Raw genomic sequence first — 25,709 nt, 5'->3', positions numbered from 1 at the left:
CGGTTTTTGATCGCGGGGCGGACGCGCAATCGCAAGTTCGAGACATGAGCGGCGACCTTACCGAGCGGCAGGCGTTTTTGATTTTGAATGCGCTGCCGAACATCGGGCCGGTGACGCTGAACCGGCTGCTGGCGGAACTCGGTGGCGATCCGCGGGCGGTGTTCGCGACGCCGGCGAAACAGCTCGAAAGCGTGAAAGGCGTCGGTCCCGTGATCAGCGCGACGATCGGCGCGTGGCGCGAGCATTTCAATCTGGAGCGCGAGGAGGAGCGGATGGCGAAGGGCGGCGCGGACTTCATCACGCCGCGTGATGCCGGCTATCCGAAGTTGCTAAAAGAAATCAACGACCCGCCGATCGGCTTGTATCGAAAAGGACGTTACGCGTTCGAGCATCCGTGCATCGCGATCGTGGGCTCGCGGCGGACGACGCTGTATGGCATGGCGACCGCGAAGAAACTCGGCGCGGAGCTGGCGCGGTTGGGGTTCTGCGTCGCAAGCGGGCTGGCGCGGGGCATCGACACGGCGGCGCACGAAGGCGCGTTGTCGGTGGGAGGAAAAACCGCCGCCGTGGTCGGTTGCGGCATCGATATCATCTATCCTCCGGAAAACCTGGAGCTCTATCGGCGCATCGAGGCGGAGGGCGTGATCCTGTCGGAGTTTCCGTTTGGGCGGCGGGCGGACCGGCAGAGTTTCCCGATGCGCAACCGCGTCGTCGCCGGCATGTGCGAAGCGACTATCGTCGTCGAAACGGACGTGAGCGGCGGCGCGATGATCACGGCGCGGTTCGCCGGTGAGTATGGACGTTTGATTTTCGCGGTGCCGGGCCGGATCGATCAGCCGACGAGCGCCGGGTGTCACCAACTGATCCGCGACGGCGCGACGCTCCTGACGAACGTGGACGACGTGCTGGCGGAGTTGAATTATCTCGATGGCCTGCGGCCGGCTGCGATCCCGGCGCGCGCGGCGGCGGACCCAAACACAAGCCTCGCCGGGCTCTCGCCGGAAGAGGCGAAGGTGTTCGCGTGCTTCCGCGGCGGCGCGATCTTGTCGCCGGATGCGCTCGCCGCGCACACGGGCCTGAACGCGGCGGAGCTGTCGGCGACGTTGATGATGCTCGAGTTGAAGCGCCTCGTCGCGAAGCGCGCCGACGGCGCTTTCGAGGCGAGGGTTTGAACGTGCGCTATTGGGCGTCGGTCGCTTTGATCAGGCGCACGCCGTAGATCGAGCCGGTGCGCGAGTTTTCGGCGGCGACGAATTTGATCGTGAGCATTCCGCCTTTCGCGGATGCCGTGACCTCCGCTGGAATCGGATAGGTCACGTCGACGAAACGGTCGCGTTGACGACCGTCCAGGCTGATGTGCGCGAGGGGGTGGTCGTTGGCGAGGATATCGAAGTTTCGCCCGCGTTCGTCGGCGTAATAGGAGACCACGAGCGCGAGCGGCTCTTTGGATTCGGCGCGGAGCCGATAACTGAACCACCTCGCGGCGTCGCGCCAGCGGCGGCCCTGGTTGACGCCGGCGCGGGATTCCTCGCCGTCGAAGGCATGTTCGACTTCGGGCTGTTGTTCGCCGGGCGTGACCTGGTCGAGCGTGCGAGCATCAAGCGCTAGCCGCGCTTTTTCCTCGGCGGCGAGGGAGGCCATGACTTGGGGATATTTTTCCGGGGAGACGGTGCGCCAATACATGATGTAGCGCGCATCATGGACGCGGAAGAATGGCACGAGCTCGAGATCGCGGAAGTGCTCGGGTCGGATCAGCGATTTCGCGGTGAAGGTCAGCGGCTTTCCGGCGACGGGAGTGAGTTGTTCCGCGAGCGTGGCGGGATCGCCGACAAGCATCGGCGCGGAGTCGAGCGGCAGATATGGCCCCGTCGAAATGTGCGCCATGCGGCCATCGCCGGCGATCAGGCCGTCGAGTTGCTCCGTGCCGGTTTTCGCGGCGAGCACGATCGGGCCGTGGAGAAACGCGACGTAATCGGAGCCGTCGGGCAACCGTTCGATCGTGGTGCGCATCGGCAATTCGATCTCGATCGTATCGCCGTCGCGCCACGCGCGCGTGAGCGCGGCGTAGGACGCGGGACTGGAGAGCAGCGTTTGTTTCTGGCCGTTGATCGAAACGGCCAACGCGTCGCGGGCGACCCAGCCGGGATGGCGGACATGAAGCGTGAAGGTTTGCGGCTCCTTCAAATGCAGGACGAGGCGCGTGCGGGCGTCGTCGGGAAACGACGTCTCCTGCCGCACGGTCACGCCGCGTTCGCGCCAGTCGAGTTCGGAGGCGAGGAAGAGATTCACCCACAGGGCGTCGGCGGAGTGCGCGTAGATGAACTCGCCGTATTTGCTGTGGTTCTCCATCCCGGTGCCGACGCAGCACCAGAAGCATTGTTCGGGCTGCGAATACACGCGGTAGTGCTGCGGACGGATCGGGGTGAAATAAACGTAGCCCCCGTGCGTGGGGTGCTGCGACGCGAGGATGTGGTTGAACATCGCGCGTTCGTAGTAATCGGCATAGCGCGCGGCCGGCTCATTGCGGAAGAGCGTCTCCGAAAGCCGGAGCATGTTGTAGGTGTTGCAGGTCTCCGGGCCCTCGCGGGATTCGATCAGCGAAGAGAAATCGTCGGTCGGATTGAAGTGCTCGCGCTCGCTGTTGCCACCGAAAGCGAGGCTGCGCTTTTCGACGACGGTGTTCCAAAAGAAGCGCGCGGCGTCGCGCCACGAAGCGTCGCCGCCGAGCTCGGCGATGCGGGCGAAGCCGATGACTTTCGGAATCTGCGTGTTGGCATGCAGGCCGGTGAGCTGGTCGTGGTGCTGGAGGAGCGGCTCGAGGAGCGCGCGATGGGAAAACCGCTGGGCGAGCGCGAGGTATTTGGGATTGCCGGTGATGGCGGAGACATCGGCAAGCACCTCGTTCATTCCGCCGTGCTCGGTGCGGAGCATCAGTTGGAATTGCTCGTCCGAGAGACGTGAAAGCAGCGTGTCGCACCAGTCGGAGAGTCGCACGAGCACGTCCTTCGCCTGGGCGTTTTCGCCGATGAGCCACGCGTCGCGCAGACCGGCGAAAAGCTTGTGGAGGTTGTACCATGGCACCCACGCGCCATTCAGGCTGAAGTTTTGGAAATCGATTTTACCCGCGGCAATCTGGTCCCACAGGACGCGGCCGCGCGGGACACCGCCGAGATAGCCGTCGGGCTGCGCGCGCTGGCATTCGGCGAGCTCGCTGACCATCGCGTCGAGCCGCTGCTTGCATTCGGCGTCGCCGGTGGCGGCCCAGGTCTCGGCGAGTGCCGTCAGGTAATGGCCGGCGGTGTGGCCGTCGAGGCCGCTGCTTTCCCAGTTCGGATATTTCGGCGCCTTCGGCGGCAGTCCGGCTTCGATGCGGAACGGCGCGAGCAGGCGATGGATGTCATGCTGGAGCAAATACGCGCGATTCAGCTCCTGCGCGTGTTTGAACGGGCCGTCGAGCAGACGAACGCGAGCCAGCGGAAAAGTTTGGGTGACGGATTCGGCGGGCGGGAATTCCGCTGCGTGGAGGGTCACCGTGGCCGCCAGCAAAAGGGGAAGCGATTTCAGGGAAAGCATGGAGCTGCTCCTAACGGAACGAACGCGCGCTGGGGAGCGTTCGCTGGGAGGATCGTAAAGCTGCGCGCCGGCCGGGCGGATCAGCCCGGCGGCCAGGTCATCTGACGTTTCGCGAGCAGGTGAACGTGCAGGTGCGGGACGGACTCGCACGCGTCGGGTCCGTTGTTGATCACGAGGCGAAAACCCTGGGTGAGATTGAGCTTCTGCGCGACCTTGCCCGCGACGACGAGCAGGTGGCCGAGCGTCTGTTCGTCGCTGGAAGTCGCGGCGGCGACGCGCGGAATGACGCGCTTCGGGACGATCAGCAGGTGCACGGGCGCCTGGGGTTCGATGTCGTGCAGAACGATGCAGTGCTCGTCCTCGTGTTCGATTTTCGCGGGAATCTCGCGGTCGATGATTTTTTGAAAGATCGTTTTGGCCATGGACGGAAGGGTTTAACCACGACACACACGAGACACACGAACGGAGAAATCAAGGTTGAGGTTTCGCGGGGTCGCTCTCCCGCCCGGTTCGATAGAGCGTCGGGTCGGCGACGGTCGCCATGGCCGCTTCGTCGAGTGGAAGTCTCAGAAAATGCGCGATGCGCCGAGCTGTGCCCCGAGGATCGGATACGGCGTCGACGTAGGCAACGGGGAGCAAATCGAGGTTGGGGCGTGATTGGCAGAGCGCCTGGGTGGCTCTCACATGCGCGGCCAAGCTCCGGGCCAGCGTGGCGTCGTCCAATCGCGCGCCGTTCTTGCCCTGACGCTCGAGCATTTTTCGTTGCGAGCCGATGACCTCGGCGGCGCTCCGCTCCATGAAAATCACCTTGCATGCGAGATCGGGCGGGATCGCGCTCAGGAGCGGGGCCACGATCTTGATCGCATTGCCGCGTTCCGAGTGCAGCCACGTCCGGTCTTTGGTCGTGAGCAGTCGTTTGACGCGATCGTCTTCCAGATAGCCGCGCGGGTTGGAATCATCCGCGGCGCGGGCGCCGTCGGACACGATGGGCACTCCGCCGGCGGCGAGCATCTGCATCATGAGAGACGTGCCTGAGCGCGGCAGACCGGAAACGACGATCAAGGGCGACGCGGACGTTTTGCTTTCAGCCAGTTGAGCCGTGATCGGCTCGAGCCGTGGAAACGCCATGGCGTCGATCCCGGCGACCGATTTCGGAGGGGAAACGCCACGGTGGCGCTCCTGGTTTTTTCGCGCCGTTGCTCTTGCGAGCTCGCGATGGCGGGCGGATGCCGGTTCGTCCTTGAGCCAGCGGCGATAAATCAGCGCGAGCATGGCGTGGGCTTGCGCGAAGTTCGGCAACTCGCTGACGGCGGTTTTGAGCACTTGCTCGGCGAAGCGCGGCTTGCCGACGCGAATCAAAGCCCTCGCATACACGCAGCGGGCCTGCGGATGGTGAAAGTTCAACTCCAGTGCGCGCAAGGCATTGGCCGCGGCCTCGTAGGGGCGACGGCGGGCGAGGTCGCAATGCGCGAGTCCCAGGTGGCCCTCCGGATTGCGCGGATCGATGGTGCACAATTCGAGATACGCCGCTTCGGCTTCGTCCCAGCGGAACAGCGTTCGCAGCACTTCGCCGCGCTTCGCGAGCAGCGACGGTTGGTGCGAGGGGTCCGCGCCGGCGGCGCGATCGAGGCTGGCCAGCGCCTCTTCAGGGCGCTGCTCGAGAGCGAGCACGTTCGCATGAAAAAACGCGAGGGAGCGGTGGTTCGTGCCGGCGCGAGCCTGCAGCCGGCGAAGTTTCGCCTGCGTGCGCGGATCGGGTTCCTTCGGTTCGGGCGCGGCTTCGGCCAGGTCCGCCTTGTTCTCCGCTGGTGTTTCCAACTCGGCAGTCAGAATGCGCAGTTCGTCCGCGGCTTTCGTGGCGTCCTCCTGTTTGCGCGCAAGCAGCAGATCGAACGTGGCGCGCGCGGACGCGGCTTCACCGAGCGCCAGCGCACACTTGAGCCGGCCGATGCCGAAGCGGCTCTCCGCGGGCCAGGTCTCCCAAAGCCGGTCGAGCATCGCCGCTGCATCGCCGAAGCGGCCGCCGTCCATGTAGGCCTGCGCCAGGTTGAACTGCAGTTCGCGCACCGTTTCGTCGATCGCCTGGCCGCGATCGGAATCGGCTTCCTCGATGTAGCCCAGCTCCACGAGCTGCCGCAACGCCTCGCGGGACTCGACGGGATCGAGCTGCGTTTGCGCGGCATGACGCCCGTCTTCGCCGACGATCTCATCCCAGGAGTCCACGAACTCGGGTGGCGTCGGTGCCGTGAAACAGTTCACCAGCACCTTGCCGTCCATGTCGCGTCCGACCGGGAGCCCGTAGAGGTGCAACAGCGTCGGCGCGATATCGAGCAGGGTCGCTCCGTGAATCCGTTCCCCGGGTTTGATGCCCGGCCCGCGCAGCACAAACAGGCCGAACGGGCTGTGCTCTGCTGCGGGGGCGGCCGGTTCGCTGGGCAGGCCGCGCGGTCGCAGGTTCCCCGATTCGAAGCCGTGATCGGAGATCAACATCACGGTCGTGTCGTCGCCGGCGATCCGCAGCAGCGTGTCGAGCATCATGTCGTGATACCGATACGCGGCTTCGATCACGCCGTGATACAGCTCGAAATCGCGTTCCCCGATCCACGGCTGCCGCGGCGGATGGTATTTCATGAAGCCGTGCCCGAAATGATCGATGCCGTCGTAATACACCGCGGCGAATTCCCACGGCTCGAGTTGCAGACAGGCGGTCGTGGCGGCGTGGATACCGGAAATCTCGGCGATGATTCTCGCGCAGGTTTCCATGCGCTGGTCCGTCGACTGGTCGATTTCGGCCGCGCGGGGAATGAAAGGCAGCAGGTGTTCGTTCCCGAGTTCGGCGGGATGGATGCGCATTGCTTGCAGCGGCTCCGCGAGCGCGGCGGGATGCACCGTGCCCGGCCGTATCGGCCAGTGCTCGCCGAGGTTGCCCACCGCCTGCTGAAAATGATTCGAGACCATCACGCCGCGGATCGGCTCGGCGGGGTGCGACGGCCACCAGCCGATCACGTTGCTCCGCCAGCCTTGCTGCGAAAAGATGTTCCAGATCGCTTTGGTTTTGCGCGAAAGATTGGTGATCGGGCGGATCCCGCCGGTGGCCGGACACGGTTCGACGAAACCGTGGATGCCGTGCTTCCACGCGCGTTTGCCGGTCGCGATGCTCGTCCATAACATCGGCGACAACACGGGGCGGATTGTCGCGAGATCGCCCCACACGCCTGCGTCCATGAGCCGCTTCAACGCGGGCATCTTGCCCTGTGCGAGCAGCGGACGCGCGACGCTCCAGTCGGCGGCGTCCCAGCCGATGAGCAGGACTTTGCGCGCAGGATTTTTCATGAAGGGCAAAAATGAAAACGGCGCCCCACCACGGGGGCGCCGGCGGAAGACGAAGGTGAAAGGAGCGTGCTCGTTCGCTCAGGCGGCTTTGCGGCTTCGCCAGCGCATCAGCCCCGCGGCACCGAGCGCCAACGCGCCGAGACCGACGGCGACGTCGGCGGGCTCGGGGATCGCAGATGCTGCCGTTTGTCCAACATGAATGGAGGCGCCGGTGTTGTCGTAGGCCCATTCGTGGAGGGTGAAGGAGCCGCTGAACCCCGGCGTGATGGTCACGGCCGCCCAGCCGTAAAACATGGTGTCGGCAGGCTTGAACCGAAATCCGATGTAGCCTTCCTGACCGGATACAAAACCTGCTGCGTCCTTGAAAGCATTTCCGTGGGCGATAGTCGCAGCGCTAAAAAAGGCCTGTGAGGCTGAGACAGTTTCAGGCGAGGGCAGAAGCGAAAGATTCCTAAGGTCGCTGTTGCCGGGAGCGCCGACAAATCCGAAGGAATTTAGGGTTCTTTTGAAATAAAATTTGGCGTTGTAGGTTGAAGCGTAGAACTGCACCTCCGCGCTTCCCTCGCCATCGATGTTCCAATCCGTGGGCAATTGCCTGGCTAAATTCACCGTAATTGACGGCAAATTTAGCGACGTATTCGTGACGATCCCGCCGTGAGATTCGGACGCGGCGAAGAGCGTGAGCAAGGTGGCGGCGCCAGTCGTGGCGATTGAGGAAGCGGGAGCGGTGCTGGTGGATGGGGTGGGTCTGGGCATGGTAGGGATGGGGCGACGCGCCAAGGGCATGGATCCGCTGTCGGAGGCGGGGGGCGCCGGCTAGAAACGCGGCTGCGACGAGGAGGTCAACGTCCGATCCGGAAAAGATCGCGATTCGGAAACGCTGGAACGGTTTTTGTATTCAAACCAACAATACTTTTGCATCATCCCCGAGTTGATGCAAACGCCGGGCTCCTGAACGGTATCAGGGCCGGAAAAATTCTGACGTATCCGGAAGTGCGAGACGCGCTCCGGTTACAGGAAGAGTAATTGTAGATTGGCGCCGCGGGTGGTGCGGGCGGCGGCGAGGTCCTGGATGAGCTCGAGCGCCTCGACGTAATCGCGCTGACGTTGCGCGGTGGCGCGGCGGGTCGGCGGGATGAGCGCGGGACGGAGATTGGTGACGAGCAGCGTGGATTCCCGAAAGGGCGCGAGCTGTTTCAGGCCGGCCATGATTTCCGCGCGCGTGAAGAGCGGCGTCGCCGAGGCCAGCGTGAGCGAGGCATCCCAGTGGAAAAATCCGTGTCGCGGCAACTGCGTGAAAAGCTTCGCGAGCAGATCGGCGGCCGCGGCGTTGAAGGCGGCGTCGTATTTCGCCGCGAGCTCGGGGTGCGCGGCGGTTTGCGCGGCGAGTTCGGCGAGGCTGAACGTGATCGCCTCCTTGATCTGGCGCGCGAGATAGAGGTCGTGCCCGGTCACGTGCGCGAACAGCGCGTCGATGAAGTGCAGGCGGCGAAGCTCGTCGCGGGAGGCGGAGGTCACGGCGGCGGTGTGTCCGATGGCCTGTAAGCAGGCTCCCGCGATCAGTGCGGCGGGTTGGTGCCGTTTTTCGGTTTCGGCAGGGAGCCGATTTCCTGCACGAATTCGGAGACGTCGCGAAATTCCTTATACACGCTCGCAAAGCGCACGTAGGCGACCTGGTCGACGGTGCGCAGGCGCTGCATGACGGCGTCGCCGATCGCCGCGGAGGGGATCTCGCTTTCGTAATGCGCTTCCAAGACGTCGATCACGTCCTCGATCAGCATTGCGATCTGCTCGGCGTCGACGGGACGCTTGTGACAGGCGGCGCGGACAGCGTGGACGAGTTTTTCGCGGGAAAACTCTTCGCGGCGGCCGTCGCGTTTGAGGACGACGATGCCGTCGCGGATGAGCGTCTCGGTCGTGCTGTAGCGGTGGCCGCACTCGAGGCACTCGCGCCGGCGGCGGATGGTCGATCCCTCCTTGCTGATGCGGGAGTCGATGACCTTGTCCTCAATCGAAGTGCACTTGGGACAGCGCATGGGGATTTAGTTTTGGCCCACGGAACACACTGAATACACGGAATGAAGGTCGGGTTTCGTGTGGTCCGTGTGTTCCTTGGGCATCAATTCAGCTCCAGAAAGTTTTTCAGGATCTTCATCCCGTCCTCGGTCGCGATCGACTCGGGGTGAAATTGCACGCCCCAGATCGGCAACGTGCGATGGCGCAGGCCCATGACTTCGCCCTCGGCGGTTTCGGCGGTGATTTCAAGTTCCTGCGGAAACGTGCTGCGCTCGACGAGCAGCGAATGATAGCGCGTGGCGGCGAAGCCCTGCGGCATTCCGCGGAAAACGTCGGTGTCGCGGTGCAGGATCGGCGAGGTCTTGCCGTGCATGAGCCGTGAGGCGCGCACGACATTGCCGCCGAAATAATGACCGATCGACTGATGACCGAGACACACGCCCAGCATCGGTTTCACGCCGGCGAACGCCTTGATGATTTCGAGGGTGACGCCGGCCTCCTTCGGCGAGCACGGGCCGGGCGACAGCAGCACGCGGTCCGGGTTCAACGCCAGCGCTTCGGACGGGGTGATCTCGTCGTTGCGAAACACCCGCTGTTCCACGCCCAACTGGCCGAAATACTGGACCAGGTTGAAGGTGAACGAATCGAAGTTGTCGATGACCAGGAGCACTTCGGGACAGTTACCCATGGCTTCCGGGGACGGTCAAGTGCGCCGCCGTGCATTCTGGCATTGCGAGCGGCACAGCGACGCCGCAATCCATCCACGCTCTGCCACTGGCGATGACTTCTCCTTTTCAGCTGCTTAAAACCGACACCGCGACCGCGGCCCGCCGCGGGCGTTTGCAGACGCTTCATGGTGTGGTGGAAACGCCCATCTTCATGCCCGTCGGCACGCAGGGCACGGTGAAATCCCTGACGCCGGTGCATTTGCGCGAGATCGGTTCCCAGATCATTCTGGGCAACACCTACCATCTCAACCTCCGCCCCGGCAGCGAACGCGTGCGCGAGCTCGGTGGGTTGCATCGGTTTATGGGCTGGGACGGCCCGATTTTGACTGACAGTGGCGGTTTTCAGGTTTTCTCCCTCGCGAAGCTGCGCGACATCCGCGACGACGGGGTGGCGTTTCAATCGCATCTCGATGGCGCGAAATTGTTCCTCGGTCCGCGGGAGGTGATGACGATCCAGCAAAACCTTGGCAGCGACATCGCGATGGTGCTCGACGAGTGCCCGCCGTGGCCGTGCGAGCGCGACGAGTGCGCGCGGGCCGTGGCCCGAAGTTACCGCTGGGCGAAACAGTGCAAGGAGATCGCCACCGACAGCGGCTTTCTCGCGGGCGGCCATCATGTGTTTGCGATCGCGCAGGGTTCGACGTTCGACGACCTGCGTCGCGAGGCGGCGGAGTCTTTGGCGGCGTTGGACTTTCCTGGATACGCCGTCGGCGGCGTCAGCGTGGGCGAGCCCGAACCGGAGATGTTGAAACAAGTCGGCGCGACGACGCCGTTTCTCCCGGCGCACAAACCTCGCTACACGATGGGCCTCGGGACACCGCCGCAGATCCTGAAGATGATCGCGCTCGGCGTGGACATGTTCGATTGCGTGCTACCGAGCCGCGTGGCGCGCAACGGTCTCGTCTTCACGCCCGACGGGCCGATGAATCTGCGCAACGAGAAATACCGCGACGATCCGCGGCCGATCGTGGAGGGCCTCGACAATTACACGTGCCGGACGTTTTCCCGCGCGTATCTGCGGCACGTGACGCTCGCGGGCGAGATCATCAGCTGCACGCTGCTCACGCTGCACAACCTTCATTTCTACCTCGATCTCGTCGCGCAGGCGCGGGCGCACATCGAGGCCGGCGATTTCGACTCGTGGCACCGCGCCTGGATCGAACGTTACGAAGCCGGCGCCGCGGCGCGGCTCGCCCGTTAAGCGGACGGCCGCGAGCGGTCTCGCGCGCAGCGGGCGCGGCGTCGCAGAACTGCGAACGCGACGAGAAACGTCCCCGCGGCGATCGCAAGCTGAAGCGTTGGCACCGTTGTCGCCGTGCCGCCGCAGAATTCGGGCGCAGCGGAAAAGATCGCCGCGCCCGTGACCAGATAAACGAATACGCACCACGCGCATTTCGGCACCAGCGCGACGCCCGCGGCGATCAGCAACGAGCGACCGAACGTGACTCGTGTTGGACGCGATGTCGCGCGCGGTGACGCATCACGCGTCATAGCGATCGTGATAACGCACCCACGCCATCGGATATTCGAGTCCGTCCTCATCGCGCCCCTTCGGCACGAGATCGAGGAAGTTGTAGGTGTTCATCAGGTGCTCAAACCCGCGGCTGTAGGTGGAGTAGGTATGGAAAACTTCGCCGTCGGCGTCGCGGGCGAAGACGCTGAACCCCGGCGCTTCTTCGAAGGGAAACGACGGCAGCTCGGTGTAGTTGTAGCGGATCCGGCCCGACGCGATTTCCTCGGGCGTGAACGAAACGTGGAAGTCGTAGTTGAAATCGTTCCCTGCGGAAGAAACCCAATTGAACGCCCAACCCATGCGGCGCTTGAACGGCAGGAGTTCGGCGAGCGGCGCGCGTGAAACGACGGCGAAGGCGACATCGCGGGCGCCGAGGTGGGGGAGCATGCCGTCGAAGTGATCGGAGACGAACGAGCAGCTCTTGCAGCCCTCGCCCCATTCTGGGCCGAACATGAAATGATAAACGATCAACTGGCTCCGCGCGCCGAAGAGATCTGCGAGCGACGCGGGACCGGCTTCGGAAGCGAACACGTAGTCTTTCGTCACGCGTTGCCAGGGAAGCTCGCGGCGACGCGCGGCCAGCGCCGCGCGCTGGCGGGTGAGTTCTTTTTCGGCACGGAGCAGTTCGAGACGCGCGGCGAGCCATTCGTCAGACGAGACGAGGCGGGGAGCGATGGGTGTCGTGGTGGTTTTCATCGGGATCAAAAGAGCAAAGCAGTGGCTGGCGACGCAGGCGGTGCGCCGGTAAGCGGGGGAGAACGTCAGGGGCGAAACGTCAGGTAGGCCGGGCTGAGATCAGCGCGGCGCCACCTCGCGGTAATGCGCGTCAAGCTGCGCGTTCGTGGCCCAGAATTTTGGCGGAGTCGTGCCCTCGAGCAGCGCGATGAGGATCGACAGATGCGTGTGCCAGCCGCCGGCGTAGTTGCTCTGTTCCTTGATGTCTTCGCCGCGTGAGCGATGGGTGAGGACGAGGAGAACCTGCCCGTCCTGCGGCGTCAGCTCGAAGGTCACTTCGGAATCGTCGTCGCCGAACGTGTAAGCGAGCACGCGCGGCGGCTCGTAACGCAGCACGCGGCCCTCGAAGGTCACGCCCGGGTCCTGGACCTGGGCGTATTTCGCCGGCGGCGTTTCGTCGGGCGCGATTTTCGCGTGGTGCATGACGAATTCGATTTTCCCGCCGGCCTTGGGCTCGGTGGCGCCGCCCGCGAACCAGCGGCTGCGTTTTTCGGGATCGGTGAGGAACTCCCAGACGCGTTCGATGGGGCCGGGAAGGAGACGGACGATGCGAAGTTCGCCGCGGGCGGGGAACTCGGCGTAGGAGTCGTTGCGGGGGGATGGGTTCATTTGGAAGATTTCTTCTTGGCGTCGTCGGCACGGAGTTCCCGTTCGAGCGCGTCGAGGCGGCGGCTCCACACGGCGCGCGTGCGTTCCAGCCAGTCCGACAGTTCGTCGAGGCCTTCGCCGTTCAACGAGTGGATCCGCCGCTGCCCTTCGGCGCGGACATTCACGAGGCCGGAGTCGCGCAGCACTTTCAGATGCTGGGAAATCGCGGGCGCGGACATGTCGAACTCGTCCACGATCTCGCCGGCGGTGCGCTCGCGCCCGGCGAGCAGCTCCACGATCCGGCGACGGGTCGGGTCAGCAAGAGCGGCGAGCGAGAGCATGGCGCACTAATTAAGTAATAACTTAATTAAGCAAGTTCGAAAATGATTTTTGTCCGGAAATCGCTTCCCGTGTGCGGGCGGTTCCGCTCGTTGCACAACTTTTCCTCGCGAACCGAAACCTGTTTCACAAGTCTCTCAGCCGCACTTATGCGCATCCTTGTCACCGGCGGCGCCGGCTTCCTGGGCTCCCATCTTTGCGATCGTTTGCTGGCCGATGGCCACGAAGTGATCGCGATCGATAACCTCTTCACCGGCCGGAAAATCAACATCCAGCATCTCGCCGGAAATCCGCGTTTCGAGTTTGTGCGGCACGACGTGATCGACCCGTTCAAGTTCGAGGTCGACCAGATCTACAATCTCGCGTGCCCGGCGTCGCCGCCGCACTATCAGTTCAACCCGATCAAAACGACGAAAACGTCGGTGATGGGGGCGATCAATTGCCTGGGTCTGGCGAAGCGCGTGAAGGCGCGGGTGTTTCAAGCGAGCACGAGCGAAGTCTATGGCGATCCGTCGGTGCATCCGCAGCCGGAGAGTTATTGGGGCAACGTGAATCCGATCGGGCGGCGTTCGTGTTACGACGAAGGCAAGCGCTGCGCCGAGACGCTCTTCTTCGATTACCACCGCGAAAACGGCGTCGATATCCGCGTGATCCGCATCTTCAACACCTACGGTCCGCGCATGCACGAAGCGGACGGCCGCGTCGTATCCAATTTCATCGTGCAGGCGCTGCGCGGCGAGGATCTCACGATTTACGGCGACGGTTCGCAGACCCGCTCGTTCTGCTATGTCGAGGACCTGATCGAGGGTTTCGTGCGTTTCATGGCGCAAACCGAGACGGTCGGTCCGATGAACCTGGGCAACCCGGGCGAGTTCACGATGCTCGAGCTGGCCGAGCTCACGTTGAAGCTCGTTGGCGGCAAATCCAAGATCGTGCACAAACCGCTGCCGGCCGACGATCCGAAGCAGCGCCAGCCGGACATCGCGCTCGCGCGCAAGGTGCTGAAATGGGAGCCGCGGGTGCCGCTCGAGGAAGGCCTCAAGCGCACCATCGATTATTTCAAGACGCGCGTCTGAGCGAGTCCGCGGGGGCGTCGGCGACGCCTTTCGCGATGGCCGTTACTTCCGTTATTTCGTTTCCGCGAGGAAACCCCCGAGCGCGTAGATCAGCGCGGCGTTCCAGTTGATCGCGATTTCGTTCGTGCGCGGATCGGGTTCTACGTCGAACCAGTCCTTCGCGGTCGGATTCGGTCCGCCAACCAGATAGCCGGGCCACGGTTGGTCCACGTCGTCGCCGCCGGAGCGGCGGTCATGTGGAAACAGCGGTGGGCGCGCGCCGAGGCCGGTGACGTAGGAGCGGCCGTGGACATTGCGGCCGAACAGGTGGTTGATCGCGTCGAGCGCGGTGTCGCGATACTTGCGATCGCCAGTCAACCGCTGCGCTGCCGCGAGGAGCAGCGTCTGGCGGGCGACGCCGCCATTGCCGCCCCAATAATACCGGTCGCCGAGCGGACGCGCGTAAGGATGCGCATGCGCTTTCGCGACGATCGTGTCGGCGGTTTTCAGCAGGTTGTCCCGCAGTTCCTGCACGAGCGCCGCGTCGCGGCCGGGGCGCTGCGAATAAAGAAACGTGAGCAGACCGAGATTCTTCACTTCGCCCCAATCGAAGTTTTCGTCGAACGCAGGTTTCAGGTCGCGGATGCGGGTTTCGAGATCGCGCAGCGCGTCGGCGTCGCCCGTAGTTTCCCACATCTCCGCGGCGGCCCAGAGACGATCGTCGGCATCCTTCGTCGCATACGTGCCGGTGTGGAATTTCGATTGGTCGGGCGAGATGAATTCGGGATGTGCGACGAGGTAGGCGTAGCTCTTGCGGGCGCTGGCGAGGCAGCGCTCCGCGTAGTCGGGCGCGAACGGCCGGAAAACACGCGCCGCCTGCGCGAGCATGGCGACGAAGTCTGCGGCGGCCGGCGTGCCGGCGGGACACACGAAGCGCGGCGTCGTTTCTTTTTCCGGGAGCACGAACGGCCCGAAGCGCTCGGTCGAAACCTTCGTGTAAACCGACCCATCCGCCGCCTGCATCGTGAGAAGCCAGTCGGTCTCGAATTTGATTTCCGCGAGGTAGTCCGGCAGCGGTCCCCCCGATTCCGGCAGGTTGAGCGCGATTGTCCGCACCGCCGGAAAATCCTCCCACGCGCGCAGCATCGCGCCGAGCGTCACGCCGGCGTTGACGACGTATTTGTTGTAATCGCCGGCGTCGTGCCAGCCGCCCGTCGAAGCGAGTTTCTCGTGACGGCCGGTGACGTGATCGAGCCACGCGTCATCGAGATGACAGGCCGCGTGATGGAAGTGCCGGCCTTGCCACTCGCCGCTGACCTCGACGCCGCAGCGCCACATATACATCGCGCGCGTGACGAGGAAGAACGGCTCGCGATAAAGATCGGACGCGATTCGGAAGACCGGCGACTCGCCGGCGTTCTTCACCTGAAGCACGTAAGTTCCCGGAACGCGCAAACTCGAGAAGTCGGCGACCACCAGGACCTCCTCGCCATCGGGCGCCGACGTGGAGGGCTGCAATGTGCCCTTGAACACCACCGCGCCATCGTGTGCGCGCACGACCGAAAAGTCGCCGGACTTCGCGGCGACCGTGGCCTGTTTCGGCGCATCCGGCAGGAAACCGAGCGTGTTGAGACGAATCGCCGGCGCCGCAAAGGCGGAGACGGAAAACAACGCGGCGACAAAGGGCAGAAGGCGCAGGGGAAGCATAGGGGATCGGCTGCCTGACGCGCCTCGCGGGGAAAAGTTTAACAATTGTTGCCGCGATCGAACTGGGATTGCGGGGCACCTGCGTCAAATCCGGCGCTGCGTGAGTGCGGGTGTTTGCGAGGGAGAAACGCATTTTTGCCAGCGATCCGTGCCGGCCGGCGGTGCGGCAGTGCACGAATTTCGCAGCGGCACGGGGGCGCGGCATTGCATTCTTTTGCGAGCTGCGAAACATCGCGCCCCATGAGGCCGAAGATCCTGCTCGTTTTCCTGATGCGCTTCGAGGAGGCCTCGCGCGTGCTGCAGGGCGTGGTGCAATACGAGCGTTCGCATCGGCAGTGGGCGACGTTTCTCGACGACGAGGCGCGCACGCAGCGCGAACCAGGCTGGCTGACGCAGGAAAAGTGGCATGGCGTGATCAGCCGGCACACGACTCCGGAAATGGTGGAGACCTGCGCGCGACTCGGGATTCCACTGGTGGATCTGAACGATACCCCGCCGTTTCCCGGCGTGCCGAAGATCCGGCCCGACAATGCCGCGATCGGTCACCTGGGCGCGGAGCACTTCATCGAGCGCGGCTTCCGGCATTTCGCGTTCTGCGGTTTCAGCAATGAAGCGTGGTCCTGCGAACGCCGCGACGGCTTCATCGAGGCACTGCGACTCGCGGGCCACAGCTGCGATGTTTTCGACGCCGAGTATCCGGGCGAGATCACGCCGGATTGGGATGCGATGCAGACGGAACAGTTGACCGCTTGGCTGCGCGGTCTGCCGCGGCCGGTCGGCGTCATGGCGTGCGTGGACGTGAAGGCGTTTCAAGTCATGACCGCGGCCCAAGCCGCCGGCTGGCTCGTCCCCGAGGAACTCGCGGTCCTGGGCGTCAACAACGACACCATGCGATGCGAGCTCGCCTATCCGCCGCTCTCGAGTGTCGCGCTCAACTCCCACCAGACCGGCTACTGCGCGGCCGAAGTGCTGGATCAAATGCTGCGTGGCGACGACCCCGGCACGGTGGACCTGCGGATCGAGCCGGTGCACGTGGTGACGCGCCTGTCGACCGACATTCTCGCGATCGGGGACAAGAATGTCGCCGCCGCTCTCAGCTACATCCGTGAGCGCGCCTGCACCGGCATCAGCGTCGACGATGTGCTCAAACACTCGGCGGCGTCGCGCAGCCAGCTGGAGAAGAAATTCCGCCGGTTCATCGGCCGCTCGCCGCAAGCGGAAATCCGGCGCGTGCAGCTGGCGCGGGTAAAGGAACTGCTGATGGAAACGGATTTTCCGCTCAAGACGATCGCGAGTATGACCGGCTTTGAGCATCTGGAATACATGTCCGTGGTGTTCAAGCGACTTACTGCCGAATCGCCGGGCCAATACCGGAAGCGCGTCCAGTCGGTGAACATGCCCCGCGAATCGGTGGCCTGAGGTCGCGCGACAGCTTCGGGCGACCACGCACAATTTACTCCGGACCTGCGGCTAAGAACGCAACCGGAGGCACGTTGAGGATGGGCTCCCCATGGCGCGCCGGTGCGGCGGGGACTACGTTGACGCGGCGAACACAACCCCGTGAACGCCTTCGTTTCGGCGTCCGCCGGCGAAAAAGAAAACAACCCATTCGACAGCCATGAAACCACACTTCCGCACGCTCGCCGTTCTGGCGATGGCCGCTTCGCTTCCTCTCGCCGTTTCGGCCCAATCCAGCACCGGTTCGTCCAGCACCGACACGTCGACCGGCCGCTCGTCGACCGGCAGCACGTCGGGCTCGACCTACAGCAGCCCGTCCTCGACCTCGAGCAGTTCGAACCGCTCGACGAGCTCGATGGATTCGATGCACTCCTCGATGTCCGACATGTCGTCCGGCGCGGCGAGCATCCAAACCGTCTCGCAATCCGCGCTCGATCACCAACTCACGGCCAAGGCGCTGATCGGAAAGAACGTTTACGACAGCCAGGGCAAGCGCATCGGCGAGGTGAAAGATGTCGTGCTCGATTCCTCGCGCACGCCGCAACTCGCGACCGCGTTCGGCAACCGCGAAGGTGCCCGCGATACCAGCAGCACCAGTGGCAGCATGAACACGAGCCGCACGTCCACGGGCACCGCCTCCACCACCGCGGACAGCAATGCGACCCTCGGCTCCTCCATCGATTCCGCCGTCGGCAGTCTCTCGGGCGCGATGTCGGGCGGCGCCTCCGTCGTCATCTCCTCCGGCGGTTTTCTCGGCATGGGCAACGACCTCATCCGCGTGCCGCTCACGCAGCTCAACTATGACTCGAGCAAGGATCACTTCACGCTGAACGTGTCGCAGAGCGAGATCGCGAACATGACGCGGGACAGCTCGAACAAGAATCGCAGCGCCACCGAATAAACTTGGAGCGCCATTCCACGGCTCACGCCGTGTGCAGCAGGCGGGCCGCCGGACGCATCGCGCGATCGGCGGCCCGCGACGTTTGGGAACGCCCCGCCTGAGGCGCGGTCCTCTTCGAGATGGAAAACGCCACCCGCAGGAATCGAAAGACCCGCCGTCAGGGGCTCACGCGGAAACCCGCCGGCAAGGCGCACACGCGTCGCGAGAAAGCGAATACAGCCAGCGCGCGCCGCGCCGCGCCAGGTCCGGCGAAGGCGAATGCCCGCCGCAAGACGACGGTCACGAAGCGCAAGGCGGAGCGCCTTGTCCGCGGCGCCGCTACGAAGCGCGTGGTCGCCAGAAGCAGCGCGCCCGGAAAAAAGACTGCGCCCGGGAAAAAGACTGCGGCCGCGACAAAACGCGCGCCCGCGAAAAAGAAAAAGCGCTGACGCCCCGCGGCGCGTTCACTCCCCGCCCGTCGCCGGCCAGGGCGCGATCGCATCGAGCGCGGGCAGCAACGCGCGTCGCAGCGCCAGAAAGTCGAGCGCGCCGGTTTGCCGGTAGATCACCGCTCCGCCGGGCGCCACCAGTAGCGTGTGCGGCAGCGCGCCGTTCCATTCCGGATCGAGCGCCTCGAGCAGCGCATATTTCTCCGTCGTTGCGAAGATGAGATTGCGCGTCGAGGCGTGATGCTGCTGGAGAAATTTCAGCACGCGTGGCTGCTCGTCGGGAAACTGCGCCGCGACGGTGACGAGCTCGAAATCGCGGTGACGGAACCGCAGGTTCTGCTCGATCAGTTCGTCGAACTCCGCCACGCACGGGCCGCACCAGGTTGCCCAGACATTGATCAGGCGCACCTTGCCCGAATCGCGATTGGCGCGCAGTGCGCGCAGCGCCTCGACGCCGGCCGGTTCGAGTTTCACCGGCTCCTTCGCCACCTTTTCGCGCCAGCGGTGGTTGTCCTCGGTTTTGTCGCTCCACTTCGTCGAGCAGCCGAAGACTTTCGTCTGTGTCACGGCGGGTTCATTTCCCGCCAGCAGCGCGTCGATCGCCGCGCGGGCGTCGCGGTGCTTTACGAGATCGGGCCGCTCGGAATCGTCGATGCGGCCTTGATAACGCAGCCGACGCGCGCTGTCGAAAATGAAGACGTGCGGCGTGGCCACCGGACCGAGTTGTCGCGCGAAGGTCTCCGTCGGACCGTCGTCGAGATACGGGAAGTTGTATCCGCGATGGCGCGCCCGCTCCTGCATCGACTCGAATGTGTCGTCGAGATCGGTGAAGCCCATCTCGTCCAGACGCACGGCATCGGCGTGATTCGGATTGATCGCGACGAGCGCGACGGACCGATCGCGGTAATCGGTGGCGAGTTGTTTCAGACGCTCCTCATAAAGCTGCGCGGTGGGGCAGTGGTTGCTCGTGAAAACGATCGCGAGCACGTCAGCGTGCGCAAAATCGGCCGGCGTGTAGTCGCGGCCGTCGACGCCCGGCAGGCGAAAATCGGGCAGCGGCGAACCGAGCGGAAGAATCGGATGGTCGGCGGCAGTCAGTGGCGACCAACCGGCGACGAAAAAAGCAAACACCAGGAAAGGAACACGACGGATCATGGGGATTGGGGAGGTGCCTAGCACAGACGCGCCATCAGAGAAAAAGAGCCAACCCCTTTTCGCACCCGCTCTGCCTTCCAGCGGAGCCGAACCAGAGTGTCATATAATGTATGACACTCTGCTCGGTGCGGCAGTCGGGAGAGGAGGTGGGGTTCTTGCAAAAGGTCGGCGGGTGTGGCGAGACTCGGTCATGCTTTCCTGGCTTTGCCCCTTGCTCCAGCGGGCCGTGTTGGCGGCCGCGTGCGTTGCCGTAATGAATGCGCGTGAGAAAACGGATCTCGGGCGGATCGAGCCGGTGCCGGAGACGGCGCCCATCCCGATCCAGGATTTTTTCCGGCCGGCCTTGCTGCGATCGCCGTCGCTGAATCGCGCCGGCACGTATCTGGCCGCGCTCGTCACCACCGGGCAGGATCGCGAGGAGCTGCTGGTCTACAATCTCGAGACGAAGGACATCGATGTGCTGCGCGGCGGCGGCGACAAGGACATCTACGCGTTCACGTGGCTCGACGACGAGCGGCTGATGTTTCTTACCGCGCAGGAGAAACTCTACGGGATGGGCATGATGATCGCGCACGTGCGCAACCTGCGCCGCAATTACGCGGTGCTGCAGTATTGCGGGGCGCGGCTGATCGCCGTGCCGGAGCGCAACCGGCGGACGCCGTTGGTCTGGATGAGCTCCGATGTGGAAGACGGAAAAAACCTCGGCGTGGCCGAGATCGACACGAACCTGAATCTCGGCGGCATCGTGAACTTGCGTGCGGCGGACACCGATTGGTCGGACGTGATCGACGTGCGCGACCGCAACGCGCGTCACGTGCTCAAAAGCTATCCGCTGCCGCGCGGTGCGCTGAACGTGGGTTACCTGTGTGATCGCGACGGCGAACTGGCGTTCGCGTTCACACACGAGGAAGGTTACGCGCACCTGCATCGGTTCGATGCGGGCGGGTGGAAGCCGTCGCCCATCGATCTCGATGCGGTCGACATCGTCGGCGCGGGCGAAACTCCGGGACAACTGGTGGTGGTGTCGCCGCGCGAGCCGAACCAGCCGCGGGCGCTGCGTTTCATGGATGCGGCGAGCGGCGAGGTGGGCGAGTTGCTCGTGCGCGACAAGGCCTACGATTTCGAGGGCTACATCCGTCGCGACTTCGAGACCCGCAGCATCGTGGGGGCGTTCTACCACGCGGCGGCACCGAAATCCGTGTGGTTCGACGAGGGGTATCGGACAGCGCAAAAACTCGTCGAGGCTTCGTTTCCAGGGATGGTCGTGCGTATCCAGGATCGGGATACGAAGGGCCGGTTTCTCGTCGAGGTTTGGTCCGACCGGCAGCCGTCCGTGTATTACCAGGTCGATCTGAAGAATCGTTCGCTCGGGCTGATCAAGGCTTCGGTGCCGTGGATCGATCCGAAGCGGATGCAGCCGATGGGGGTGGTGAAGTTCACGACTGACGACGGTCGTGAACTCGACGCCTACCTCACGCTGCCGGCAGGGGCGTCGAAGAAAAATCCCGCGCCGCTCGTCGTGTTGCCGCACGGCGGACCGTGGGTGCGGGATGTCTGGGGCTTCAACCCCGAGGTGCAGTTTCTCGCCAATCGCGGCTACGCGGTGCTGCAGCCGAACTACCGTGGCTCACCCGGCTACGACTGGCGTTTTCCCGAGGAAGATCGATGGGACTTTCGGAAGATGCACGATGACGTCACCGCGGCGACGAAGAAGCTCGTCGCTTCGGGGCTGGTCGATGCGAAGCGCGTCGCGATCATGGGCGCGTCGTTCGGCGCTTACCTCGCGCTGTCGGGTGTCGTGAACGAGCCGGAGCTCTACCGTTGTGCGGTAACGATCGCCGGCATCTTCGATTGGGCGCAGGTGCTGCAGGACGCGAAATACGATCAGTTCACGGATGCGCGCTACGCGGCGCTCAAGCGCCGCTTGGGCGATCCGAAGCAGCAGCAGGAAAAATTCGATGCGATCTCGCCCGTGCGCCGCGCCGATCGGATCCGCGTGCCGGTCTTCGTTTCCCACGGCAAGGAGGATCCGATCGCGAACGTCGGAGAATCGAAGCGCCTGATTGACGAGCTCGCGAAAAATCGCGTGTCACACGAAACCTATCTCGTGCGCGGCGAGGGGCACGGGATGGCGCGGCTCGAGCACAACATCGAGCTGTATTCGCGAATCGAGGCGTTCCTGGCGAAGCACCTCGCGCCTTGAAGTCGCGGCGAGGCGGCGGCGTGTGCGTTTTTGCGCTTCAGGCGGCGGCGCGGAATTCGGATACGAGGTGGCGGACTTCGTTGCCGGAAATGGTTTCGCGGGCGATGAGCGCGGCGGCGATCGCGTCGAGGCACGCGCGGTTCTTCATCAGTTCCGCGGTCGTGAGCGCGTAGTTGCCGTCGAGCAGCTCGCGCACGTGGCGCTCGGCTTCGTGAAACGTCTGCTGGCTCGCGATCGCCTCGGAGCCGTCGCTGCGCGTGAGCGCCATGAAGCCGAGCGGCGACATGCCCCATTCGAAAACCATTTGGCGCGCGGTGCGGGTGGCTTCCTGGATGTCGCCGGAGGCGCCGCTCGTGATGCTGCCGAGCGCGATCTCCTCGGCGATGCGGCCGGCCATGAGGCACTGCAGTTTCGCGATCAGCTGTTTCTGCGAGTAGTTGAACAGGTCGCGCTCGGGTGTGAAGTGCGTGCTGCCGAGCGAGCGGCCGCGCGGGATGATCGTGACTTTCTGCAGCTTCACGGCGTCGTCGCCCGAAAGAACCTGCATGAGCGCGTGTCCCGCTTCGTGATACGCGATGACGCGCTTGTCCTGCTCGGTCATGGCGCGGCGCGTTTCACGGCCCCAGTTGATCTTGTCGCGCGCCTCGTCGAGATCGGCCATCGTGATCCTGGCACGGCGGTGCCGGGCGGCGTGGATCGCGCCCTCGTTGAGCAGGTTCGCGAGATCGGCGCCGGAGTAGCCGGGCGTCGCCTTGGCGATTTCGTTGAGATCGACGGTTTCATCGAGTTTCACCGCCCCGGCGTGGACTTGCAGGATGGCCACGCGGCCGGCGAGGTCCGGCAGGCCGACGGACACCTGACGATCGAAGCGGCCGGGGCGCAGGAGGGCCTTGTCCATCGTATCGGGACGATTGGTGGCGCCGAACACGACGACGGCGTCGTCGGATTCGAAACCATCCATCGCGACGAGCAGCGCGTTGAGCGTCTGGTCGTGTTCCTGTTGTGCGCCGCTGGCGTCGCCCGAGGCGCGCTGGCGGCCGATCGCGTCGATTTCGTCGATGAAGATGATGCTCGGCGCCGTCTCACGCGCTTTCTTGAACAAGGAGCGGACGCGCGACGCGCCGACACCGACGTAAAGCTCCACGAAATCCGAGCCGCTCAAGCTGTAGAAATGGGCCTTCGCTTCGCCCGCGACGGCTTTCGCGAGCATCGTCTTGCCGGTGCCCGGAGGGCCGACGAGCAGCACGCCCTTCGGCATGCGTCCGCCCGTTTCGCGAAACCGGGTCGGATCTCTCAAAAACTCGACGACCTCGTGGACCTCGTCCTTGGCCTCGTCGCAGCCCGCGACGGAGGAGAATTTCACGCTCGAGGTCACCGGCCGCAGCCGTCGGCCGGAGAACGCTGCGATGCGGCCGGCGTAGCGTTGCACGCCGCACGCGGTGCCGATGAAGAGCGCGATCACGCCGAGCGGCACGAGCGCGCCGCGGACGAGTTTCGCCGCCTGCAAGAGGGCGGCGGGCTCGGCCGTCGCGGCGAACGTCGCCACGTCTTCCTCGACGAAATGCTGCTGCCGGAGCACGAGCAGATCGGCGTCCGTGAGACGCGCGGCGGAGCGCACCGTGGCGGTTTGTTCTCCCGTCGTGCGCGTGGCGACGAGATCGGCCAGGCCGAGCGCGTGGCCGCGGTAAACCACGTGGCCGTTTTTCAGCTCGCCCGCGGACGCGGCGGCGAGGAAGTCGGCGGCGCCGATGCGCTGGTGTTCCTCGGCGGCGCGGGCGTCGGCGGCGACATGGGAGAAGAAAAACAGGTCGCTCGCGGCAACGAGGAGAAAAAGTCCGCTGGCAAGATAGAACCAGCGCAGAGGAATAACAGGCATTCTTCCTATGCGACACATCGGGCGTTTCCCGACAACTGCGAACCTCGATGACGGAGCAGCGTCGCGAAAAGTATCTACAAAATTCGACCGCGGCGGCTCACCGCCGCGATTCTGCCGCAGCCCTGCATGGCTGCGGAATTTGCGCATGAAGATGGCGGCGCGGGCTGCCCGTCTTGCGCTCGCAACCGCTTGATACCGGTGCCTGTAAAAAAAGGGGGAAACGTCAGCGAGCGGGCGCCGCGGGCGGAGTTTAAGGAAATGACCGGGGCGCCGGTCGGAGGTTTTGTTGCGTGCCTTGGGGCCCGGCGCGCGGTCTAGCGACGCATGAATCGCAAAACCACCGGCGACCTTGCCTCGAAGTTGATCCTTCAGGGCGTCCATCTCGAGCTCACCCCAGCGCTGCAGACGGCGATGCGCGACAAGTTTGGCGCGTTGCTGCGCCACAACGATTACATCGTGCGCATCAATGTGCGGTTGCACCGCGATCAGACGATGGGCACGGAGCATCACTTCACCGCGACTGCGCAGATCGAAATCGGCGGTCCGGACATCGTCGCGTCGGCGGAGGGCAAGGAGGCCTATAACGTGCTCGACGATCTCGTCGAGAAACTCGATCGCCAGCTGGCGAAGCGCCAGGGCCTGCGGAAGGACAAGCGCAATCACCCGCACGCGCCGGAGATCGATGCGCCGCTGCCGAAGGTGACCTGACGGCGGTCCGCCGGCGGCGCGGATCTACGCGTCCGGCGTCTCGACCCAGATTTCTCCGTTCCGCTCCTCCGCGCGGAACGTGCGCAGATCGACCTTGGCCGGACCGCCGGTGACCTTGCCGGAGCGCACGTCGAATTTCGAATTGTGCCACGGGCAGACGATTTCGCAGCCGCGCAAGGTGCCCTCGGACAACGGGCCGTATCGGTGAGGGCAATACTCCTGAACCGCGTGGACGCGGCCCTCGGTCCGCGCAATCACGATCGCGGTGTCGCCGGCTTTCACTCGCAACGTGGCGCCTTCCGCCAGCGCCGCGGCGTCGGCCACGGGCACGAACACACCGCGGCCACGGGGCGCGACGATCGTTTCCCGCGGCAGCAGGGGTTTGCGGCGGTGGCGGCCGACGGCGACACCGTCGCTGTAGACGAGATGGCCGCCGAGGTAGCCGGAGTAGGCCAGGATGAGCGTAGCCACCCCCGAGACCACCACGGCGAGCAACGGCGTGCGCATGGCCTCGAGGTGATTCCAGCGCGCCGCGAGGCTGGCGCCATACAGCGCGAGCGCGACGAGATTCAGCACCATGTGCAGCGTCGCCGTTTTCTTCGCCGGATGATCGCGCCGGATCTCGCTGTAGTCGACGAAACCGACGAGGCCGGCGAACAGGCCGGTAAGAAGGCCGGCCGCGAGGCAGAGAAAGGCGCCGCGCACCAGATAGAGTTCATTGAGCGGACAGACCCAGCTGCCGAGATCGAGCAGCAGGCCGAGCGGCAGCAGTGCGATCGGGACATGCACGAGCGCCGGATGCAGCGGACTCCGGAACGGTTTGCCGAGCAGGAGATTTTTCGCCGCTGCCATCGTTCAGTTCTCCTCCGGGACTCGTGCGCCCTCGCGCACCGCGCGTTCGCGCCACTGCTGCTTCGAGAAGCGTGCGACGGCGATGCCATGATCGAACGCGAGCAGCGAGCCGAGATAACCGCCGGCGAGGACAAGCAGCGTGCCCGCGGCGGAGGTGATCATGATGGGAGGCGTGACGGCCTGCTCGGTATCGAACCGCTGGACGAGGTTGATGCTCCAGAGGATCATGGCGGCCACATTCAGCAGCAGGTGGTAGACACCGAGTTTTTTGGCGGGCTTGTCCGGCTTGATGGACAGCCAGTCGGCGAGACCTGGCGCGGCGGCGAGGACGGCGCCCGCGAGGCCGAAGGCGACGCAGAAAAGGGCGAGCCGGCCGGGGCCGCCCTGCGTCCAACCGGCGAGGTTGGCCACATCGAGCGCGCACGCCACCAGCCACGCGCCGATCGGGACATGCACGAGGGCGGGGTGCAGGGGATGGCCCAGCCACTTGCCTTGCAGGAGGTCGATGAGCTTCATGACGGGGCGCGGGGACGCCCCGAGA

At 64.6% G+C, this 25,709-nt stretch carries 22 protein-coding genes; 7 read left to right on the top strand and 15 right to left on the bottom strand.

What is annotated here, in order from left to right:
* The first annotated feature begins 44 nt into the window (after positions 1–44).
* Positions 45–1,172 carry a DNA-processing protein DprA gene (gene dprA / locus AC6RV7_RS15965; RefSeq protein WP_500095025.1) on the top strand — a complete coding sequence of 376 codons (1,128 nt, stop codon included), beginning with the start codon at positions 45–47 and terminating at the stop codon, positions 1,170–1,172.
* 7 nt (positions 1,173–1,179) lie between these two features.
* Here dprA and AC6RV7_RS15960 read toward each other — a convergent pair whose 3' ends face one another.
* From AC6RV7_RS15960 to AC6RV7_RS15930, 7 genes are all read right to left on the bottom strand, one after another.
* Complete coding sequence (locus AC6RV7_RS15960; protein WP_500095024.1) at positions 1,180–3,573, bottom strand: beta-L-arabinofuranosidase domain-containing protein; 2,394 nt, start codon at positions 3,571–3,573, stop codon at positions 1,180–1,182.
* Between the two features lie 80 nt (positions 3,574–3,653).
* Positions 3,654–3,995, bottom strand: a complete 342-nt coding sequence (locus tag AC6RV7_RS15955; protein WP_500095023.1) for a histidine triad nucleotide-binding protein — start codon at positions 3,993–3,995, stop codon at positions 3,654–3,656.
* Positions 3,996–4,044: 49 nt separating this feature from the next.
* Positions 4,045–6,906 (bottom strand): alkaline phosphatase family protein, encoded by a 2,862-nt coding sequence (locus AC6RV7_RS15950; RefSeq protein ID WP_500095022.1) that lies wholly within the window; start codon positions 6,904–6,906, stop codon positions 4,045–4,047.
* A 78-nt stretch (positions 6,907–6,984) separates the two neighbouring features.
* Positions 6,985–7,662, bottom strand: a complete 678-nt coding sequence (locus AC6RV7_RS15945; protein ID WP_500095021.1) for a hypothetical protein — start codon at positions 7,660–7,662, stop codon at positions 6,985–6,987.
* 255 nt (positions 7,663–7,917) lie between these two features.
* Positions 7,918–8,424, bottom strand: coding sequence for a hypothetical protein (locus AC6RV7_RS15940; RefSeq protein WP_500095020.1), 507 nt, complete (start codon positions 8,422–8,424; stop codon positions 7,918–7,920).
* Positions 8,425–8,465: 41 nt separating this feature from the next.
* Entirely contained in the window at positions 8,466–8,942 is a 477-nt protein-coding gene (gene nrdR / locus AC6RV7_RS15935) for a transcriptional regulator NrdR (protein WP_500095019.1), read from the bottom strand.
* Between the two features lie 83 nt (positions 8,943–9,025).
* A complete protein-coding gene (locus tag AC6RV7_RS15930; RefSeq protein WP_500095655.1) occupies positions 9,026–9,592 on the bottom strand; it encodes an anthranilate synthase component II in 567 nt (188 codons plus the stop codon).
* A gap of 110 nt (positions 9,593–9,702) precedes the next feature.
* Between AC6RV7_RS15930 and tgt the strand changes: the two genes are divergently transcribed.
* On the top strand, positions 9,703–10,851 hold the full coding sequence (gene tgt / locus AC6RV7_RS15925) for a tRNA guanosine(34) transglycosylase Tgt (RefSeq protein ID WP_500095018.1): 1,149 nt from the start codon (positions 9,703–9,705) through the stop codon (positions 10,849–10,851).
* 279 nt (positions 10,852–11,130) lie between these two features.
* Here the strand turns inward: tgt and AC6RV7_RS15920 are convergent, their stop codons facing one another.
* The 3 genes from AC6RV7_RS15920 to AC6RV7_RS15910 form a co-directional block, all read right to left on the bottom strand.
* Positions 11,131–11,859 (bottom strand): DUF899 domain-containing protein, encoded by a 729-nt coding sequence (locus AC6RV7_RS15920; RefSeq protein WP_500095017.1) that lies wholly within the window; start codon positions 11,857–11,859, stop codon positions 11,131–11,133.
* Positions 11,860–11,958: 99 nt separating this feature from the next.
* Positions 11,959–12,507 carry an SRPBCC family protein gene (locus tag AC6RV7_RS15915; RefSeq protein ID WP_500095016.1) on the bottom strand — a complete coding sequence of 183 codons (549 nt, stop codon included), beginning with the start codon at positions 12,505–12,507 and terminating at the stop codon, positions 11,959–11,961.
* Complete coding sequence (locus AC6RV7_RS15910; protein WP_500095015.1) at positions 12,504–12,827, bottom strand: ArsR/SmtB family transcription factor; 324 nt, start codon at positions 12,825–12,827, stop codon at positions 12,504–12,506. The genes AC6RV7_RS15915 and AC6RV7_RS15910 overlap by 4 nt, the downstream gene beginning before the upstream one ends.
* A 147-nt stretch (positions 12,828–12,974) precedes the next feature.
* On the opposite strand from AC6RV7_RS15910, the gene AC6RV7_RS15905 reads away from it, so the two are divergent.
* Positions 12,975–13,901 (top strand): UDP-glucuronic acid decarboxylase family protein, encoded by a 927-nt coding sequence (locus AC6RV7_RS15905; protein WP_500095014.1) that lies wholly within the window; start codon positions 12,975–12,977, stop codon positions 13,899–13,901.
* Positions 13,902–13,952: 51 nt separating this feature from the next.
* Here the strand turns inward: AC6RV7_RS15905 and AC6RV7_RS15900 are convergent, their stop codons facing one another.
* A complete protein-coding gene (locus AC6RV7_RS15900) occupies positions 13,953–15,587 on the bottom strand; it encodes a glycoside hydrolase family 9 protein (RefSeq protein WP_500095013.1) in 1,635 nt (544 codons plus the stop codon).
* A 240-nt stretch (positions 15,588–15,827) separates the two neighbouring features.
* Here AC6RV7_RS15900 and AC6RV7_RS15895 point away from each other — a divergent pair, with 240 nt between their 5' ends.
* Both AC6RV7_RS15895 and AC6RV7_RS15890 read left to right on the top strand, forming a co-directional pair.
* Positions 15,828–17,006 (top strand): XylR family transcriptional regulator, encoded by a 1,179-nt coding sequence (locus AC6RV7_RS15895; RefSeq protein ID WP_500095012.1) that lies wholly within the window; start codon positions 15,828–15,830, stop codon positions 17,004–17,006.
* Positions 17,007–17,205: 199 nt separating this feature from the next.
* Positions 17,206–17,946, top strand: a complete 741-nt coding sequence (locus AC6RV7_RS15890) for a PRC-barrel domain-containing protein (protein ID WP_500095011.1) — start codon at positions 17,206–17,208, stop codon at positions 17,944–17,946.
* A gap of 443 nt (positions 17,947–18,389) precedes the next feature.
* Here the strand turns inward: AC6RV7_RS15890 and AC6RV7_RS15885 are convergent, their stop codons facing one another.
* Positions 18,390–19,529, bottom strand: a complete 1,140-nt coding sequence (locus AC6RV7_RS15885) for a redoxin family protein (protein ID WP_500095010.1) — start codon at positions 19,527–19,529, stop codon at positions 18,390–18,392.
* Between the two features lie 253 nt (positions 19,530–19,782).
* Here AC6RV7_RS15885 and AC6RV7_RS15880 point away from each other — a divergent pair, with 253 nt between their 5' ends.
* Positions 19,783–21,732, top strand: a complete 1,950-nt coding sequence (locus AC6RV7_RS15880; protein ID WP_500095009.1) for an alpha/beta hydrolase family protein — start codon at positions 19,783–19,785, stop codon at positions 21,730–21,732.
* A 37-nt stretch (positions 21,733–21,769) separates the two neighbouring features.
* Here the strand turns inward: AC6RV7_RS15880 and ftsH are convergent, their stop codons facing one another.
* Positions 21,770–23,608, bottom strand: a complete 1,839-nt coding sequence (ftsH, locus tag AC6RV7_RS15875; protein ID WP_500095008.1) for an ATP-dependent zinc metalloprotease FtsH — start codon at positions 23,606–23,608, stop codon at positions 21,770–21,772.
* Between the two features lie 324 nt (positions 23,609–23,932).
* Between ftsH and hpf the strand changes: the two genes are divergently transcribed.
* Positions 23,933–24,316, top strand: coding sequence for a ribosome hibernation-promoting factor, HPF/YfiA family (gene hpf, locus AC6RV7_RS15870; RefSeq protein WP_500095007.1), 384 nt, complete (start codon positions 23,933–23,935; stop codon positions 24,314–24,316).
* 24 nt (positions 24,317–24,340) lie between these two features.
* On the opposite strand, the gene AC6RV7_RS15865 is transcribed toward hpf, so the two are convergent.
* Entirely contained in the window at positions 24,341–25,168 is an 828-nt protein-coding gene (locus AC6RV7_RS15865; RefSeq protein ID WP_500095006.1) for a Rieske (2Fe-2S) protein, read from the bottom strand.
* A gap of 3 nt (positions 25,169–25,171) precedes the next feature.
* Entirely contained in the window at positions 25,172–25,684 is a 513-nt protein-coding gene (locus AC6RV7_RS15860) for a DUF2231 domain-containing protein (protein WP_500095005.1), read from the bottom strand.
* Between the last annotated feature and the right edge of the window lie 25 nt (positions 25,685–25,709).

Source organism: Opitutus sp. sgz309028 (assembly GCF_059821195.1).
The sequence above is the reverse complement of the archived record's forward strand: the minus strand, read 5'-3'. Positions and strand labels throughout refer to the sequence as shown.